Annotated in this window: 14 protein-coding genes; 7 read left to right on the forward strand and 7 right to left on the reverse strand. The window is 71.7% G+C overall.

The window, feature by feature from the left end; all coding sequences use genetic code 11:
• Positions 1-115: 115 nt before the first annotated feature.
• The 4 genes from OG521_30465 (at position 116) to OG521_30480 (ending at position 5,524) form a co-directional block, all read left to right on the forward strand.
• Entirely contained in the window at positions 116-2,680 is a 2,565-nt protein-coding gene (locus tag OG521_30465; protein ID WUW24856.1) for a Tox-REase-5 domain-containing protein, read from the forward strand.
• Between the two features lie 72 nt (positions 2,681-2,752).
• Positions 2,753-3,472, forward strand: a complete 720-nt coding sequence (locus OG521_30470) for a hypothetical protein (GenBank protein WUW24857.1) — start codon at positions 2,753-2,755, stop codon at positions 3,470-3,472.
• A gap of 152 nt (positions 3,473-3,624) precedes the next feature.
• Entirely contained in the window at positions 3,625-4,344 is a 720-nt protein-coding gene (locus OG521_30475; protein WUW24858.1) for a DsbA family oxidoreductase, read from the forward strand.
• Between the two features lie 118 nt (positions 4,345-4,462).
• Positions 4,463-5,524, forward strand: a complete 1,062-nt coding sequence (locus OG521_30480) for an aminotransferase class V-fold PLP-dependent enzyme (GenBank protein ID WUW24859.1) — start codon at positions 4,463-4,465, stop codon at positions 5,522-5,524.
• Positions 5,525-5,542: 18 nt separating this feature from the next.
• On the opposite strand, the gene OG521_30485 is transcribed toward OG521_30480, so the two are convergent.
• Positions 5,543-6,028, reverse strand: coding sequence for a MarR family winged helix-turn-helix transcriptional regulator (locus OG521_30485; protein ID WUW24860.1), 486 nt, complete (start codon positions 6,026-6,028; stop codon positions 5,543-5,545).
• Between the two features lie 180 nt (positions 6,029-6,208).
• On the opposite strand from OG521_30485, the gene OG521_30490 reads away from it, so the two are divergent.
• Positions 6,209-7,279 (forward strand): alkene reductase, encoded by a 1,071-nt coding sequence (locus OG521_30490; protein WUW24861.1) that lies wholly within the window; start codon positions 6,209-6,211, stop codon positions 7,277-7,279.
• A 28-nt stretch (positions 7,280-7,307) separates the two neighbouring features.
• On the opposite strand, the gene OG521_30495 is transcribed toward OG521_30490, so the two are convergent.
• From OG521_30495 to OG521_30510, 4 genes are read right to left on the reverse strand one after another with little or no spacing between them, the layout of a single operon-like run.
• The gene (locus tag OG521_30495) at positions 7,308-8,342 is read right to left on the reverse strand and encodes a LacI family transcriptional regulator (GenBank protein WUW24862.1); all 1,035 of its coding nucleotides are present in this window, start codon (positions 8,340-8,342) and stop codon (positions 7,308-7,310) included.
• A 41-nt stretch (positions 8,343-8,383) separates the two neighbouring features.
• Positions 8,384-9,250: a carbohydrate ABC transporter permease gene (locus tag OG521_30500; GenBank protein WUW24863.1), complete on the reverse strand. Its 867-nt coding sequence runs from the start codon at positions 9,248-9,250 to the stop codon at positions 8,384-8,386.
• Positions 9,247-10,173 (reverse strand): sugar ABC transporter permease, encoded by a 927-nt coding sequence (locus OG521_30505; protein WUW24864.1) that lies wholly within the window; start codon positions 10,171-10,173, stop codon positions 9,247-9,249. Before OG521_30505 ends, OG521_30500 begins: the two co-directional genes overlap by 4 nt.
• Complete coding sequence (locus OG521_30510) at positions 10,170-11,492, reverse strand: extracellular solute-binding protein (GenBank protein WUW24865.1); 1,323 nt, start codon at positions 11,490-11,492, stop codon at positions 10,170-10,172. The genes OG521_30505 and OG521_30510 overlap by 4 nt, the downstream gene beginning before the upstream one ends.
• Before the next feature lie 180 nt (positions 11,493-11,672).
• On the opposite strand from OG521_30510, the gene OG521_30515 reads away from it, so the two are divergent.
• Positions 11,673-13,718, forward strand: a complete 2,046-nt coding sequence (locus OG521_30515) for a beta-galactosidase (GenBank protein WUW24866.1) — start codon at positions 11,673-11,675, stop codon at positions 13,716-13,718.
• Between the two features lie 59 nt (positions 13,719-13,777).
• The gene (locus OG521_30520; GenBank protein WUW24867.1) at positions 13,778-15,337 is read left to right on the forward strand and encodes an arabinogalactan endo-1,4-beta-galactosidase; all 1,560 of its coding nucleotides are present in this window, start codon (positions 13,778-13,780) and stop codon (positions 15,335-15,337) included.
• A gap of 5 nt (positions 15,338-15,342) precedes the next feature.
• Here the strand turns inward: OG521_30520 and OG521_30525 are convergent, their stop codons facing one another.
• The gene (locus OG521_30525) at positions 15,343-16,368 is read right to left on the reverse strand and encodes a VOC family protein (protein ID WUW24868.1); all 1,026 of its coding nucleotides are present in this window, start codon (positions 16,366-16,368) and stop codon (positions 15,343-15,345) included.
• Positions 16,369-16,474: 106 nt separating this feature from the next.
• Positions 16,475-17,368 (reverse strand): ectoine hydroxylase, encoded by an 894-nt coding sequence (thpD, locus tag OG521_30530; GenBank protein ID WUW24869.1) that lies wholly within the window; start codon positions 17,366-17,368, stop codon positions 16,475-16,477.
• Between the last annotated feature and the right edge of the window lie 5 nt (positions 17,369-17,373).

A 17,373-nucleotide genomic window follows, 5' to 3' on the forward strand; every position in this document is an offset into this window, starting at 1 on the left:
CCCAGAGGCTCTGGGACCCGGGTTGGGTCCTGGGGCCCATGACGGCGCGGCCCCGGGTCCGTAGGCTGAGAAATCGTCATTCTGCCTGCGGGCAGTGCTGGTTGGGGAGCGAAGCATGTCTGCGACAGGTGGCATATCCGCGTACGGAGGCGTAGGACCCGCTCCCGGGGCGGGGCGCCGTGAGCTGCCGCGCGCCATGGGGGCGGCACGGCTGCTGCTGCATGTGCTGTTCGGCGCCACCCTGCTGGGCGCCGTCGGCCTGGCGGGGTCCGCGCTCGCCGCCGACGCGCTGGACGGCGTCGTGGTCGGGCTGCTGCTGTACGGGGCCGTGCCCGGTGTCGTGGGCTGGCTGCTCTCGCGGCGGGTGTGGACCGGTGGCCGGGGCGTCTGGGGCGGACTCGTCGCCGTACAGGCGTGGTTGATCATCGGTGGCGCGGCCAACGCCGCCGACGGGTCGATGCACGGCTTCACCCAGATATTCCTGCCGGTGCTGATCCTGGTGTTCCTGAGCCGGCCGGACAGCCGCGCGTGGTTCCGCCTGCCGGCGCGCGAACGCGAGGACAAGCCGGACTTCTCGCTCCCGCACATGATCACGTGGCGCCGCGACCGTGGACAGTCGGCCCTGGAGTACGTGGGCCTGGTCATGCTCGTCGCGGCCATCGTGGTGGCGTTGCTGCTGAGCGGCGTGGGCGGCCCGATGGCGGACCGCTTCCAGGCCGCTGTCTGCTCCGTCACGGGCACGTCCTGCCCGGCCAAGGGCAGCGGAACGGTGAACGCGGGCGACTCCGCGGGCGGCGCGACCGCGGGCGGCGCGGAGACCGGGGGCGCCGACGCGGGCGCCACGGTCGTCGGCGGCGCGGACGGGGGAGGCGAGAACGGCGGCGCCGGTGGTGCGAACGGCGGCGAGAACGGCGGCGCCGGTGGTGCGAACGGCGGCGCCGGTGGTGCGAATGGTGCGGCCGGGGGTGCGAACGGCGGCGCCGGTGGCGCCGATGGCAGTTCCGGTGGTGCGAACGGTGCGGCCGGCGGGACCACCGGGGGCGACTCCACCGGAGGCGCCGGCGGACCGGCCGGGGCGGACACCACCGGGGGATCGGACACCGCGGGCGGCTCCGACACCGCCGGGGGCGCCGACGCGACCGGCGGTACGGGCGGCCCCGACGGGCCCGGCAGCGACACCTACCCCGAGACCGCGGACGAGCCCGAGGCCGACTACGACGACATCCCCGCGTCCGGCGAGGACGACTCGGGGGACTCCGGCGACTCCGACGACGGTGAGGACAAGGAGGACTGCGGCGGCTGGGGCTTCTTCGGCTGCGCCTGGGACCGCGGCACGCAGGTCGTCAAGGGCGTCTTCGTGGACGGCATCTGGGGCGACGTGACCGGGGTCATCGACCTCTTCAAGCCCTCGACCTGGTCCGGCATCGTCGACTACGGCAAGCAGCTCGGCAGCCAGTGGGCGGACGACGCCAAGGACGCCGGCAGCAAGTGGGACAAGGGCGACTACCTGGGAGCGTTCGGCGACTGGGGCAAGGCCTCGCTCAACACCGTCGTCAAGGTCGGCGACGACATGTTCGTCGGCGACGACGTGCGCGAGCGGTGGAACAACGGGGAGAAGACCCGCGCCGTCACCGACGTCGTGTGGAACGTCGGCTCCCTCTTCATCCCCGGGTACGACGTCGCGAAGGTCATCGGCAAGACCAGCAGGCTCGGCAAGATCGGGAAGATCGCCGCCGACGTGGCGGAGGCCGCCGAGGACGCGGGCGCCGCCTCGCGCCGGGCCCGCAAGGCCGCCGAGGCCGGGGACGTCGACGGAGCCCGCAAGGCGGCCAAGGAGGCCGACGACGCCGCCGACAAGGCCGAGGACTCGGCCCGTAAGACCGGCTGCTCCATCGCCTCCGGACCCCTCGGGCCCAGGACCCGCTACGGCGGCACCGGTGTCGCGGGTGCGGGGACCGGAGTGCTCGCCGCCGGACCGCCGGACCATGTGATCCTCGCCGACGACGGCTGCGACAAGGCCGCCGAGGCCAAGGCGAAGGAGGCCCGCGACCAGGAGCGCGCCGCCTGGACCGACAAGAAGCGCGCCGAGGAGAAGGACCGCGCCGCCAAGGCGCTGGAGAAGAAGAAGCCGTGGCCGGACGCCAAGCGCAACGACAGCTCCGACCCGCGGAACTACAACCCGCCGAAGTGGGCGGACGATCTGAAGGACCCGGAGCTCGGCTCGGCCGACGCGGGCGACGGGTTCTGGGGGAGCCGTGACCGCAACCCCAAGCCCAACTGGAAGAACGAGTCCTGGCTCCGCTACCAGGAGCAGATCACCGGCACCAACCGCGGCAAGGAGTACATCGTCGCCAACCCCAAGGAGGGCAAGCCTCCGGTGGAGTACGACGGGTGGGACTCCGGACGGCAGACGTTCCTGGAGGCGAAGAACGGCTACAAGAGCTACCTGACGAAGGGCGACAAGGGGACGCTCACCAAGTCCGGCCGGGAGAAGTTCGTCAAGGAGGCGACGGAGCAGGTCAGCGCCTCCGGCGGCCGTGCGATCGAATGGCACTTCTCCGACCCGGACGTGGCCAAGGCCGCCCGGAAGGCCTTCCGTGAGGAGGGGCTTCCGATCAAGGTCGTCTACAGCAAGCAGAACCCGGAGAAGAGCACGAGGAAGGCCGGGGCCTTCGACTAGCCTGGGGCGCCCCGGGCCCGGTGTGCGGCCCGGGGCGGGACCGACGACGGATCACAACGGTGGAGGCAGGACATGCGACGTGTGGTGCGAGGCTTCTGGGGTCCCCGGAAGGAATCGCCCCTGGAGCTCGCGGGACGCTGGAAGACGATGCTGGACGCCCTTCCCGCACTGCTTCCGGCAGCCGGCCCCGCCACCGCCGGGGAGCCGTGGACCTGGACGCACCACCACGCGTCCGGCAGCCCCACGGAGCTCCGGCCCGACGAGGCCGCGCTGGCCGCCGCGCTCCAGGCCGACCACGACTCCCCGCAGACCTCGGACGGGGCCGGTCTCAGCCTGGCGGTCACGGGTGAGCCGGGCTGGGAGGTCGCGGTCTCCGGGCGCGGCGGCGGGGAATCGGAGTACGTGACCCAGGCGGTCGTGCTCACGGTCGTCTCCCCGGACGGGGCCGAGGTCGGCGAAGCCGCCCTCCTCGCGCTGATCGCGGACACCTGGCAGCCGGACATCGGCGATGTCACCGACGACGACCTGCTGGACGCCCTGGAGGACGACGCCGGCTACGACTACACCCGCTCCGAACTGTGCGTGGGCCGGCTCGGCTACCTCTCCCCGGGCCGGGCGGCGCTCGTCCCCGACGGAGTGGGAGCGGTCGGCAAGGAGCCGGTCGGCGCGGGTCTGCTCCTGGACATCGCACCCCCCGGGGACACCGGGGCCGTGGTGGACGCCTATGTGCGCCTGCGCGACGCCGGCGCACTGGAGCCCCTGCCCCGCCCGATGAACCGCACGTACCTCTAGGCCGTACAGCTCGTACGCCGGTCCGGACCGCTCCCCGGCACAGGGGAGCGGTCCGGGGAATGACCGGCACCCCGATGGGTGTTTCCCGGTGAGCGGAGGGTCCCTCCGCGCTGTGGAAGCAGCCGCACGAGAGCCTGGAGAGCAGAAGAGTCATGCGCGTCGAGATCTGGAGCGACATCGCCTGCCCGTGGTGCTACATCGGCAAGGCCCGGTTCGAGAAGGGCCTGGCAGGGTTCGCGCACCGCGACGAGGTAGAGGTGGTCCACCGGTCCTTCGAGCTCGACCCCGGGCGCGCCAAGGGCGACACCGGACAGGTCATCGACATGCTGGCGCAGAAGTACGGGCGCACCCGCGAGGAGGCCCTGTCGATGGAGGCGAACGTCGCCGCCAACGCGCAGGCCGAGGGGCTCGGCTACCGCACCGAGGGCCGTGACCACGGCAGCACCTTCGACATCCACCGGCTGCTGCACCTGGCCAAGGCCCGCGGCCGTCAGGACGAGCTGCTGAGCCTGGCCTACCGGGCGAACTTCGCCGAGGAGCGTTCCGTCTACGACGACGAGGTGCTGGTCGAGCTGGCCGTCGAGGCAGGTCTGGACGGCGACGAGGCGCGCGCGGTGCTCGCCGATCCGCAGGCGTACGCGGCCGAGGTGCGGGCCGATGAGCGGGAGGCGTCCGAACTCGGCGCCAACGGGGTGCCGTTCTTCGTGCTCGACCGGCGGTACGGCATCTCCGGCGGCCAGCCCGCCGAGGTCTTTGCCCAGGCGCTGGACCAGGCGTGGAAGGACCGTCCGCTGACCGCGATCGGCGGGGACGCGGCGGCCTGCGACGCCGACGGGGCCTGCGAGGTTCCGCAGACCGGAAGCAACGCCTGAGGCCCGCTCCGGAACCGCCCGGAACCGCCCGCGCTCCCTGCATCCATAAGTAATGCTTGGGTACACCCCTTAACTCTTGGTGATTGACTATGGGTTGAGGGGAGTTCAGGCTGGGCGCATGATGATCCCTTCGCTCAGCCGTGCGGTGGCCGCCGAGTTCGCGCCGGAGACCGCCTACCTCAACACCTCCACCTGCGGGCTGCTGCCCCGCCGTACCGTCGACGCGGTGAGAGCCCTCGCCGAGGGCAACACCACGGGCCGCAGGGACGGGGCGGGCGACTTCGAGGCGGTGGACGGGGCCAGGGAGGGATTCGCGCGGATCGCCGGGGTCGACGCCGGCCGGGTCGCGGTCGGCAGCTCGGTCACCGTCCATGTGGGGCTGATCGCCTGCTCGCTGCCCGCCGGTGCCGAAGTGCTGGTGCCCGAGGGTGAGTTCAGCTCGGTCGTCACCCCCTTCGCGGTGCGCGGAGACCTCCGGATGCGGTACGTCCCGCTGGCGGAGCTGGCCGGCGCGGTGCGCCCCGATACGGCGCTCGTCGCCTTCTCCTCGGTGCAGTCCGCCGACGGCCGGCTCGCCGACCTGGACGCGGTGCGCGCCGCGGCGGCCGCGCACGGCGCCCGTACGCTGCTGGACGCCACCCAGTCCGCGGGCTGGCTGCCGCTCGACGCCGGGGCGTACGACTACACGGTCGCGGGCGGCTACAAGTTCCTGCTCTCCCCGCGCGGTACGTCGTTCCTCACCGTCACCGAGGAGGCCCAGCAGTCCCTCCCGCCGGTCTTCGCCGGCTGGGTCGCGGCCGAGGACCCGTGGAACAGCACCTACGGGCCGGTCACCAAGCTCGCCCCCGACGCCCGGCGCTACGACGAACCGCCCGCGTTCCTCTCGTACCACGGAGCCGAGCAGTCCCTCGCGCTGCTGAACGAGATCGGCATCGACACCGTCCATGACCACGCCACCGGGCTCGCCGCCCGGTTCAGGGCCGGGCTGGCCGGGCTGGGGCATCGGGCCGTGCCGGCCGAGACGGCCGTCGTCGGGGTGCCGGGACTCGGTGACCGGGCGCCGGACCTGGGGCGGGCGGGTGTGATGGTCTCGAACCGGGCCGGCAATCTGCGGGCGGCCTTCCACCTGTACAACACCGAGGCCGATGTGGACCGGGCGCTCGACGTCCTCTCCGGCTGAGGTCCGGCCGCGCGGGCGTCAGCCGTTCTCCGGGCAGTCCGCCGCCTCGCGGCAGAGGTTCTCCTCGACCTTGGCCAGCAGTCTGGCCAGCTCCTTGCGTTCCCCCGCGTCCAGGCCCGCGAGGGTGTGCTCCTCCAGGCTCGTCCAGGCCTGCTCCACGTCGGAGAGCAGCGCACAGCTGTTGTCGGTGGCCTCGACCAGGACGGCCCTGCGGTCGGCCGGGTCGGGGCTGCGGCGGACGTGCCCGGACTGCTCCAGGCGCTGGAGCATCTTGGTGACCGTGGACGGGTCCAGGTCGACCGCCTTGATCACCTCGGACTGGCGGACCGCGCCCGCGTCCCACAGGTACATCATCAGGAACTCCTGGCCGGGGTAGAGGCCCGCGCCCTTGAGCAGCTTGCCCGCCGCGATCCGGTGGAGCCGCGAGACCCGTGACACGGCGTGGCTGAACGGGCCGCCGCGGGCGGCGCTGGGCAGCTCGGAACAGGCGGGATCGGAGGTCATCGGTGACTCCTCGGGTCGGTGCACGGCGGCTCCGCGGCTACCGGAAGCGCTTTGTCGCCGACTTTACCTTGGTCGGCCAAGTAATGCGTTACAGTGGCCCACGTGCGAAAGGTTGGCCGACCACATAGTTCTGGCCGGCCGATCCCGTGTCTTCCTTCGGCCACATATCTGGGGGCTCCCATGACCACCGCGTTCGACTCACTCGACCTGGCCGGCACCCGGCTCGCCAACCGCATAGCCCTGGCGCCGATGACCCGGAGCCGGGCGGGGGAGGGCGGCGTGCCGACCGAACTCACCGCCGAGTACTACGCCCAGCGCGCATCGGCCGGACTCGTCATCACCGAGGGCATCCAGCCGTCGGCCGTCGGCCAGGGATACCCCAGCACCCCGGGACTGCACAGCGACGAGCAGATCGCCGCCTGGCGCAAGGTCACCGACGCCGTGCACGACAAGGGCGGCAGGATCTTCGCGCAGGTCATGCACGCCGGCCGGATCGGCCACCCGGTGCTGCTGCCCGACGGGCTCACCCCGGTCGGCGCCTCCCCGGTCGCGGCCGCCGGACAGGTCTTCACCCAGGAGGGCGCGAAGGACTTCGTCACCCCGCGCGAGCTGACCGACGCGGAGATCAGGGAGACGGTCGCCGACTTCGCCGCCGCCGCACGGGGCGCGGTGGACGCCGGCTTCGACGGTGTGGAGCTGCACGGCGCCAACGGATACCTGATCCACCAGTTCCTGGCACCCAACTCCAACCTGCGCACCGACGCGTGGGGCGGTTCCGTGGAGGGCCGGATACGGTTCGCCGTGGAGACCGTGCGCGCCGTCGTCGCCGAGATCGGTGCCGCACGCACCGCGATCCGCCTCTCGCCCGGCGGCCCGTTCAACGACATCGACGAGCCCGCGCCGGAAGCCACGTACAGCGCGCTCGTCCAGGCCATCGAACCGCTCGGGCTCGCCTATCTGCACCTCGTCGAGGGCGCGCCCGGAGACCGGGCGCTGACCGACTCCCTGCGCAAGCAGTTCAACGGCACCCTCGTCCTCAACCCGGCGAGCGACGGCCCGACCGGGCCCGACGCGCTCACCCTGGTCGAGGAGGGCGTGGCGGACATCGTCTCCTACGGGGCGCTGTTCCTGGCCAACCCGGACCTGCCCGAGCGGCTGCGCGCGGGCGGCCCCTACAACGACCCGGACCGCGCCACCTTCTACGGGGGCGACCACCGCGGCTACACGGACTACCCGGTGCTCGGGGCGTGACCGTCCGCACCTGCGGCGTCCGCCGCGCTCATGCCGAGTCGCGGCGGACCAGTTCGGTGGGCAGTATCACCGCGGCCGGGTCCTCCCCACCGATCTGCGCCAGCAGCACCCGCACCATCTCGGCGCTGATCCGGTCCCACGGCTGACGGATCGTCGTCAGCGCGGGCCGGGAGGCGAGCGCGGCGGGGGAGTCGTCGAAACCGCCCACCGCGACATCGTGCGGCACGCTGCGCCCCGCCTTCTCCAGCGCCGCGAGCACCCCCTGCGCCATCAGGTCCGATGCGACGAACACCGCGTCCAGGTCCGGCGCCCGCTCCAGCAGCAGCGCGGCCGCCGCCTCGCCGCCCGCCCGGCTGTAGTCGCCGGGCACGATCAGCGCGTCGTCGACGGGCAGTCCGCGGTCGGCCAGCATCTCGCGGTAGCCGGCCAGCCGCTCCACGCCGCCCGGGGTGTCCAGGGGGCCGCTGACCGTACCGATCCTGCGGCGCCCCGACTCGTACAGGAAACGCACCATGTCCCGGGCGCCGTCCCGGTCGTCGGCGGCCACGTAGCTGACCTTCGAGCCCTGCCCGAGCGGCTTCCCGCAGGCGACCAGGGGCACCCCCGCCTCGTGCAGCTGGGCCGCGACCGGGTCGCCCGAGTGGCTGGAGACCAGCAGGACCCCGTCCACGTGCCCGGCGATGTACCGCATGTTCCTGCGGCGCTCCGCCTCCGTGCCCGCGATCATCAGCAGCAGCGGGATGTCGTGCGCGGCGAGCGCGCTGGTGCAGCCGCGCAGCAGCACGTTGAAGTTCGGGTCCTCGAAGAACCGCTCCTGGGGCTCGGTCAGCAGGAAGGCCACCGAGTCGGAGCGGCCCGTGATCAGCGATCTGGCGTGCCGGTTGACCGTGTATCCGGTCTTGCGGATGGCGGAGTTGACCGCATCGAGCGCGGCCGGGCTGACGTTGTGACCGCCGTTCAGCACCCGGGAGACCGTGCCGCGGGAGACCCCGGCCTCCCGGGCCACGTCATGGATCGTCGGCGGCCGTCGGCGTCCCGTACCGGTCTGTTCTGTGCGGCTCATGGTGCGTGATCTTTCGTCAAGTGACGTCCTGGCGGGGCCCGTCAGGACTTTACGGCCCCGGAGAGCAGGTCGAGGCTCCAGAAACGCTGGATGACCAGGAACAGGGCGATCAGCGGGACGATCGCCAGCAGCGCGCCCGTGATCACCAGCGTATAGAGCGCCGGGGTTGTGGCACCCTGCTGGAGCAGGGTGAAGAGCCCCAGCGTGACCGGGAACTTCTCGTCGTCGCCGAGCATGATGTAGGGCAGCAGGAAGTTGTTCCAGATCGCGACGAACTGGAAGAGGAAGACGGTCACCAGGCCCGGCAGCATCATCGGCAGTGCGATGGTGCGGAAGATCCGCCACTCGCCGCCCCCGTCCATCCGCCCGGCCTCGATCACATCGCCGGGCACGGCGGCCGCCGCGTAGATCCGGGCCAGGTACACCCCGTACGGCGAGAGGATCACCGGCAGCATCACCGACAGGTACGAGTCGGTCAGATCGGCCTTCGCCATCAGCAGGTACTGCGGCACCGCGAGGATCACCGGCGGCATCAGCACCCCGGCCAGCAGGATGTTGAAGATGCTCTCCCTGCCGCGGAAGCGGTACACCGCCAGCGCGTACCCCGAGAGGGCGGAGACGGCCGTGGACAGCAGAGCGCCCACGCCGGCGTAGAGGGCCGAGTTGGCCATCCACTTCCAGTACACCCCGTCCCGGTACGCCGAGAGGTCGGCGACGTTGTCCGCGAAGCCGGAGCCGGGCAGGAAGGTGAAGGTCGAGAACAGCTCGCTGCCGGACTTGGTCGAGGCGGTCAGGATCCAGGCGACGGGCAGCAGGCAGTAGAGGGCGCCGAGCAGCAGCACCGCGGTGGGCACGAGGGCGAACCGGCGGGGGGCCGCGGCCGGGGGCCGCGGATGCGTCGTGGTCACTGGGGGTCCCCCTGCTTCGTACGGGAGTTGGCCGCCCTGAGGAAGCCGAAGGACAGGGCCAGGGTCACGACCGCGATGATGACCGCCTGGGCGGCCGCCGCGTAGATGTCGTTGTTGACGAAGGCGTCCTGGTAGACCTTCATCAGCGGACTCCAGGTGGTGGAGAGGGAGTTGGTGAGCGGCTTCAGGGTGGTCGGCTCGTTGAACACCTGGAGGGTCGCGATGATCGAGAAGAAGAACGTCAGCACCAGCGAGGGCGCCACCATCGGGATCTTGATCCGGAGCGCGATCTGGAGCTGCGAGCAGCCGTCCAGCCGGGCCGCCTCGAAGATCTCGGCGGGGATGGCCCGCAGCGAGGTGTAGATGACGATCATGTTGAAGCCGGTGCCGCCCCAGACCGCGATGTTGGCCAGCGCGAGGTAGAGCGGCCCGCCGTCGAGCAGGTCCGGCTGCGGCAGGCCCGCCCGGTCCAGCAGGAAGTAGAACGGGCTGACGTCGGGCAGGTAGAGGAAGCCCCACATCAGGGCGGCGACCACACCGGGGATCGCGTACGGGAGGAAGATCGCCAGCCGGGTGAACCCGCGCAGCCTGAGCCGTTCGGTGTCCAGCAGCAGTGCGAAGAGCAGGGCCAGGCCCAGCATCACCGGGACGACGATCGCGCCGTAGCCGAGGATGCGCAGCGCGCCGTTGAGCAGTTCGGAGTCGGAGAGCGCGTCCCGGTAGTTGGCGAACCCGGCCCAGACCTCCTCGCGGGCCCCCTTGCCCAGGCCCAGTCCGCTGACCTCGGTGCGGCGGAGGCTGAGGTGGAGCGCGTAGCCGATGGGCAGGGCGAAGAAGAGCAGGAACAGCACGGTGGCGGGGATCAGGAAGGCGTACGGGGCGCTCCTGACCCCGTACGCCTTCCGGCGGCGCGCGCGTGTCACTCGGAGACTCCGAAGCCCTGCTTCTTCAGGTCGGCGACGGTGGCGTCCTGCATCGAGGTGAGGGCCGGTGCGAAATCGGACCTGCGCTTGGCGGCCTCGGCGAAGTCGTCCTTGAAGGCCGTGTACGCGACGTTCACGTTGGGGCCCCAGGCCGCGGGTGCGGTGCCCTTGGCGATCTTGGCGGCCTCGGTGTAGAAGTCCGGCTGGTTGGCGAAGTAGGCCGGCGGCTTCGCGAGGGCGCCGCCGGTCTGGGCGGCCGTGGCTGCGGGGTAGACGCCGCTCTCCTTGACCAGCGCGGCGAGCGCCGCGGGGTCGGTGTTCAGCCACTTCGCGAAGGCGGCCGCGGCCGCCTTGTGCTTCGAGTCGTTGGTGACCGCGGTCGAGGAGCCGCCCCAGCTGCCGGTGACGCTCTCGCCGGCCTTCCACTGGGGGAGCGGGGCCATGGCCCACTTGCCCGCGGTGCCGGGTGCGGCGGTGGTCAGGGTGCCGGGCGCCCAGACCGCGCTGACCCAGGCGATCTGCTTGCCGGTGTTGAGCGCCTTGTTCCAGGCCGGGGTGTACATCGGCTGGTTGTCGACGGCGCCCTCCTTGACCAGTCCGCCCCAGAAGTCCGCGACCTTCCGCGTGGCCGGGTCGTCGATCGCGACCTTCCACTTGTCGCCCGAGGTGGTCCACCACCGGGCGCCGGCCTGCTGGGCGAGGCCCGCGAAGAGGCCGGAGTCGTTGGAGGAGAAGGTGGTGAGGTCCTTGTCCGGCGCCTTCTTCTTCAGCGCCCGGGCGGTCTGCGCGAACTCGTCCCAGGTGGTGGGCACGGACAGCCCGTACTGCTTGAACAGGTCCTGGCGGTAGTAGAACATCAGCGGGCCGGAGTCCTGGGGCAGCGCGTACAGGGCGTCCGACCCCAGCGTCGCCTGCTGCCAGACGCCGTCGGCGAACCGGTCCTTCGCGTCGCCGGCCTCCTCGGATATGTCGGCGAGCACGTCGTTGGAGACGAGGGTGGGCAGCGCCTGGTACTCGGCCTGCACCAGGTCGGGGGCCTTGTGCGCCTTCGCCGCGGTGATGATCTTGGTGACCAGGTCGTCGCCCGACGCCTGCTTCTTCACCGTGACCGTGATGCCGGCCTTCTTGCCCTCGCCCTTGTTCCAGAGGTCCGCGACCTTGTCCAGACCGGGGGCCCAGGCCCAGTAGGTGAGCGACGCGGGGCCGGCGGCGGCCGGGCCGTCCCCGCTGCCGTCGTCGTCCGACGAGCCGCAGCCCGTGAGCAGGGCGGTGGCGGCGAGCGAGACGGCCGCGGACACCGCGACGATGCGGTACTTCATGGATTTCTCCCCTGACGAGAAGCGAGGGTGCAGCGCCGGCAAGCGCTGTGAGCGTTCACAGTAGAGAAACGAAACCGACACTTGTCAATGGTTGTTGCTGTGCGGTTATGTTGGGCCAGCGCCACCGAGAGTGTGTGTGCACGTTCCCAGAAGTTGTTCCAAAGAGCCCAGGAGACGCCCATGCCGCACACCCCTCGCGCGACTGCCCCGCAGGGTCTGCACCAGCTGGCCTTCGGCGGCGACTACAACCCCGAGCAGTGGCCCGAGGAGGTCTGGCACGAGGACATGCGCCTCATGCGGGAGGCCGGCGTCACCATGGTCAGCGTCGGGATCTTCTCCTGGGCGCTCCTGGAGCCCGAGCCGGGCACCCACGACTTCGGCTGGCTCGACCGGCTCCTGGACCTGCTGCACGTCAACGGCATCCGCGCCGACCTCGGCACCCCCACCGTCGCCCCGCCCGCCTGGTTCTACCGCGCCCACCCCGATGCCCTGCCGGTCAGCAGGGACGGCGTCCGGTACGCCTTCGGATCGCGCGGCGCGATCTGCCACAGCAACCCCGCCTACCGCGCCGCCGCGGCGGACATCACCGAACAGCTCGCCCGCCGGTACGCGAACCACCCGGCCCTCGCCCTGTGGCACGTCCACAACGAGTACGGCGTCCCGGTCAGCGCCTGCTACTGCGACAACTGCGCCGCCCACTTCCGCCGCTGGCTCACCGCCCGCCACGGCGACGCCGCGGCCGTCAACGAGGCCTGGGGCACCGCCTTCTGGGGCCAGCGCTACCGCAGCCTCGACGAGATCGACCCGCCCCGCACCACCCCGACCGTCGGCAACCCGGCCCAGCAGCTGGACTACGCCCGCTTCGCCGACGCCACCATGCGCGAGAACTTCTGCGCGGAACGCGACATCCTGCACCGCCTCGCCCCCGGAATCCCCGTCACCACCAACTTCATGACCGCGCTCAGCCAGTGCGACTCGGTGGACTACTGGGCCTGGGGCCGCGAGGTCGACCTCGTCACCAACGACCACTACCTGATCACCGACGGCCGCCGCACCCACGTCAACCTCGCCATGGCCGCCGACCTCACCCGCTCGGTCGCAGGCGGCGCCCCCTGGCTGCTCCTCGAACACTCCACCAGCGGGGTCAACTGGCAGCCCCGCAACCCCGCCAAGCGCCCCGGCGAGATGGCCCGCAACAGCCTCGCCCACGTCGCCCGCGGCTCCGACGGCGCGATGTTCTTCCAGTGGCGGCAGTCCCTGCGCGGCGCGGAGAAGTTCCACTCGGCGATGCTCCCGCACGCCGGTACGGACTCCCGGATCTGGCGCGAGGTCTCCCGGCTCGGCTCCGATCTCGGCCTGATGGACGAGATCCGCTCCACCCGGACCGTCGCCGACGTCGCCATGGTCTGGGACTGGCAGTCCTGGTGGGCCCAGTCGCTGGAGTGGCGGCCGAGCCGGGACCACGACGCCCGCGAGCGCGCCGACGCCTTCTACGCCGCCCTCTTCGACCGCCACCTCACCGTCGACTTCGCCCACCCCGACGCCGACCTGTCCGGCTACCCGCTGGTCGTCGTCCCGGCCCTCTACCTCGCCACCGAGGAGACGGGCCGCAACCTGCGCCGGTACGTGGAGGGCGGCGGCACCCTCGTCGTCTCGTACTTCTCCGGGATCGTCGACGCCCACGACGCGGTGCACCCCGGGCCGTACCCGGGCGCGCTCCGGGACGTACTGGGGCTGACCGTCGAGGAGTTCTCCCCGCTCGCCGAGGGCGGCACCGTCCGTCTGATCACCCCCGAGGGCGCACCCGAGGGACCCGATCTGACCGGTGACCTCTGGTCGGACGTGGTGATCCCGCGCGGCGCCGAGACCATGTGGTCCTACGCCGACGGCGTCCCGGCCGGACGGCCCGCCGTCACCCGCCACCGCCTCGGCGAGGGCACCGCCTGGTACGTCTCCACCCGGCTCACCGGCGCCGGCCTGGACGCCGTCCTCGACCGGGCCTGCGAGGACGCCCGCATCGCACCCCGCACCGGCCTCCCGCACGACGTCGAGGCCGTCACCCGCACCGGCGACAGCGGCACGTACCTCTTCGTCATCAACCACACCGGGGGCGACGCGAAGGTACCGCTCGACGCCCCCGGCACCGAACTCCTCACCGGAGAACCGGCCACGGGCCACCTCGCCGTTCCGGCGGGCGCCGTCCGCGTGGTCCGGCTCGACGGCTGAGGGCGCACGACCGCTCCTCCTCCACGCAACTCCCGCGCACGGTCGAAGGGACATCGACGATGTACGGAACGACGCACGGCAAGAAGAGAGCGGCGGTGCTGGCGGCCTCGCTGTCCGGCCTGCTGCTGGCCGCACTCCCCGCACACGCGGCCACGGCCGCCACCGCTCCCGCCAACACCGGGTTCGAGTCCGGCAGCACCGGCTGGTCGACGTACTCGGCCGCCGGGCGGAACGCCGCCTCCTTCACCGAGGCGGGCGGCCACGGCGGCAGCAGCAGGCTCAGCCACTGGTCCGCGTCCGCCTACAAGGTGGAGACGTACCAGTACCTCACCGGACTCACCGACGGCACGTACACCCTGAGTGCCTGGGTGCGGTCGGGCGGCGGCCAGAACTCCGCGTACATCGCCCTGCGCGACTGCGGCGGCGCCGAGCAGCGCACCGACCTGCCGCCCACCGCGAACGGCGGCTGGATCCGCCTCGTCACCTCGGTCAGGGTCACCGGCGGCTCCTGCACCATCAGTCTGAACTCGGACGCCCACGCGGGGGAGTGGGCCAACTTCGACGACATCGCCTTCACCCCGGGCGCCACCGGACTCTCCGTGAAGGGCGGCGACCTCTCCACCCTCCCGAAGAACGAGGCGCACGGTGCCGTCTACCGCGGTGCGAGCGGGACCGCGGGCGACGCGATGAGCCTCCTGGACTCCGCGGGCATGAACTACGTCCGCCTCAAGGTGTGGGTGAACCCGGCCGACGGCTTCAACGACAAGGCCCACGTCCTGGCCATGGCCAAGCGCGCCAAGGCCCTCGGCATGAAGGTGCTCGTCGACTTCCACTACTCCGACGGCTGGGCCGACCCCGGCAAGCAGAACAAGCCCGCCGCCTGGTCCGGGCACGGCTACGCGCAGCTGCGGACGGACGTCTACGACCACACGTACGACGTGCTGAACGCCCTCAAGGCACAGGGCACCACCGCCGACATGGTCCAGATCGGCAACGAGATCAACGCCGGGATGCTCTGGCCCGAGGGCTCCACCGACCACTGGTCCCAGCTCGCCGGACTCCTCACCTCGGGTGCCAACGCGGCGAAGGCCGTCTCGTCCGGTACGAAGGTGGCCCTGCACCTCGCCAAGGGCGGCGACAACGCCGGCACCCGCTGGTGGTTCGACAACGCCGTCGCGTACGGCGTGCCCTTCGACGTCATCGCGCTCTCGTACTACGGCTACTGGCACGGCCCGCTCAACGACCTCCAGACCAACCTGGACGACGCCGCCGCCCGGTACGGAAAGCCGGTGCTGGTCGCCGAGACGGCCTACGCGCACACCCTCGCCGACGCCGACGGGCTGGAGAACAACATCGCCACCGCGGACCAGCTCGTCAGCGGCTACCCCGCCACCCCGGCCGGGCAGGCGGCCAACCTCCGCGACGTGCTGAACGTCGTCGAGGCCGTCCCGGGCGGCCGGGGACTGGGCGCGGTGTACTGGGAGCCGGCCTGGACCGCCGTCGGCGGCAGCGGCTGGGACCCGGCCGACCCCTCGTCCGGCAACGCCTGGGAGAACCAGGCCCTGTTCGGCTACGACACGAAGCTGCTCCCGGCGGCGAGCTGGTTCTCCCACCGGTAGGCACGCTACGGCTGCGGGGTCTCCTCCAGCGGCGCCCCGCGCCACTTCCACGAGGTGACCCGCTCACGGCCCGGCAGATCGGCGCGGCCGGTGGACCAGAGCAGGACGGTCCACCGGTCCTCGTCGTCCGGCGCGTCGGGGAAGAGCCGGGCCAGCACCCGGTCGCACAGGTCGTCCGGCGGGGTCCATCCGATGCCGAGGCCCCCGGCGATGTCATGGGCGTGCACCAGGGTCTCCACGACGCCCATGGCGGCGAAGCCCTCCGCGTCCGACACCCCGAACCCGTGGTACGAGCGGACCTCCGGAGCCGTCGTCCGGACCATCGCGGCCAGCAGCGCCCCGCTGGTCTCCAGGGTCTGCAACAGCCCGGCCGTGCCGGCCGCCGGGTCCGCGAAGATCGCGTTGAACGGGCCGCCCTCGCGCCGCGGGGACCAGTGGTAGGGCACCTCGTTCTCCAGCGGAGGCGACTGCGGGCCCAGTTGGGCCGCGTACGCGAACAGGTCGTCGCTCAGGTGCTCCACGGTCTCCCAGCAGTCCCAGCTGAGGGTCCCCGCGGGAACGTGCCAGTCGGTCGCCGGCGACTCCTTGAACGCGGCCACCGCCAGCCGTACCGCCGACGTCACATCGTCCGCCGTGACCGGCAGCCGTGTCCCGGTCAGCCGGGCGCGCTCGCCCGCACTGCACTCCACACAGAACTCGTTGCCCTCCGGATCGGCCAGGGTCACCCAGCCCCGCCCGTTCGGCCTGCGGTGGTCGCCGACGAGGGTGGCACCGAGGGCGAGCAGCCGCTCGACCTCCTCGTCCCGGGTGCGGTCGTCCGGCTGGATGTCGAAGTGGACGCGGTTCTTGGAGCTCTTCGGCTCGGGCACGGTGACGAACAGGAGGGCGGCACCGGGGGTTTCGAGGAGAGCCTCGGGGTCGCCGGGGAAATCGTCGTCGGCGAGGGAGGAGCCCAGCACCTCGGCCCAGAACGTGCCGAGCTTGTGGGCGTCGGCACAGTCGACGGTGACGTGATGTACGTGTGAGGTCATGGCCCCCACTCTCACCCGCGGCCGTAACCGGGGTCCAGCGGGTTACGGCCGCGGGGGCGGGACGGTGTTCCCGTCCCGCCCCCGCCACGACCGCCGTGCGGTTCCGCTACCTCACCGGCGTGAAGTCGCGCGCTCCGATGAACTCCGGGCGGCGGACCGGTGCCGCGAAGGGCTCCTCGGCCGCGTTCTCCACGCTGTTGAACACGATGAAGACGTTGCTGCGCGGATACGGGGTGATGTTGTCCCCCGAGCCGTGCATGCAGTTGCAGTCGAACCAGGTCGCCGAACCGGCCGCGCCCGTGAAGAGCTTGATGCCGTGCCGGTCGGCCATCTTCGTCAGCGCCTCGTCGGACGGGGTGCCCGCGTCCTGCATCTGCAGCGACTTCTTGTAGTTGTCCTTCGGCGTCTCGCCCGCACAGCCGAGGAACGACTTGTGCGAACCGGGCATGATCATCAGCCCGCCGTTGGTGTCGTGGTTCTCGGTCAGCGCGATCGACACTGACACGGCCCGCATGTGCGGCAGCCCGTCCTCGGCGTGCCAGGTCTCGAAGTCCGAGTGCCAGTAGAACCCCGAGGCACCGAACCCCGGCTTGACGTTGATCCGGGACTGGTGGACGTACACGTCCGAGCCGAGGATCTGCCGGGCCCTGCCCACCACGCGCTCGTCGCTGACCAGCCGGGCGAAGACCTCGCTGAGCCGGTGGACCTCGAAGACCGACCGTACCGAGTCCGACTTCGGCTCGATGATCGAGCGCTCGTCGGCCCGCACCGCCGGATCGGCGATCAGCCGCTCCAGCTCGGCGTGGTAGCCGGCCACCTCGTCAGGGGTGATCAGCTGGTCGACGGTGAGGAAACCGTCGCGTTCGAGGCCCTGCAGCTCCTGGGCGGCGATCGGACCCGGTGCGCCCGGCGCGGACCAGATGACCGGGTCCTGGCGGGGAGTGGTCATCTCGGCGGCGCCGCGCGACGGGTACAGGTCGGCGCGTACATCAGTGGTCATGGTGG

Origin of the sequence: Streptomyces sp. NBC_01463, from assembly GCA_036227345.1 — a bacterium.
GTDB lineage: Bacteria > Actinomycetota > Actinomycetes > Streptomycetales > Streptomycetaceae > Streptomyces.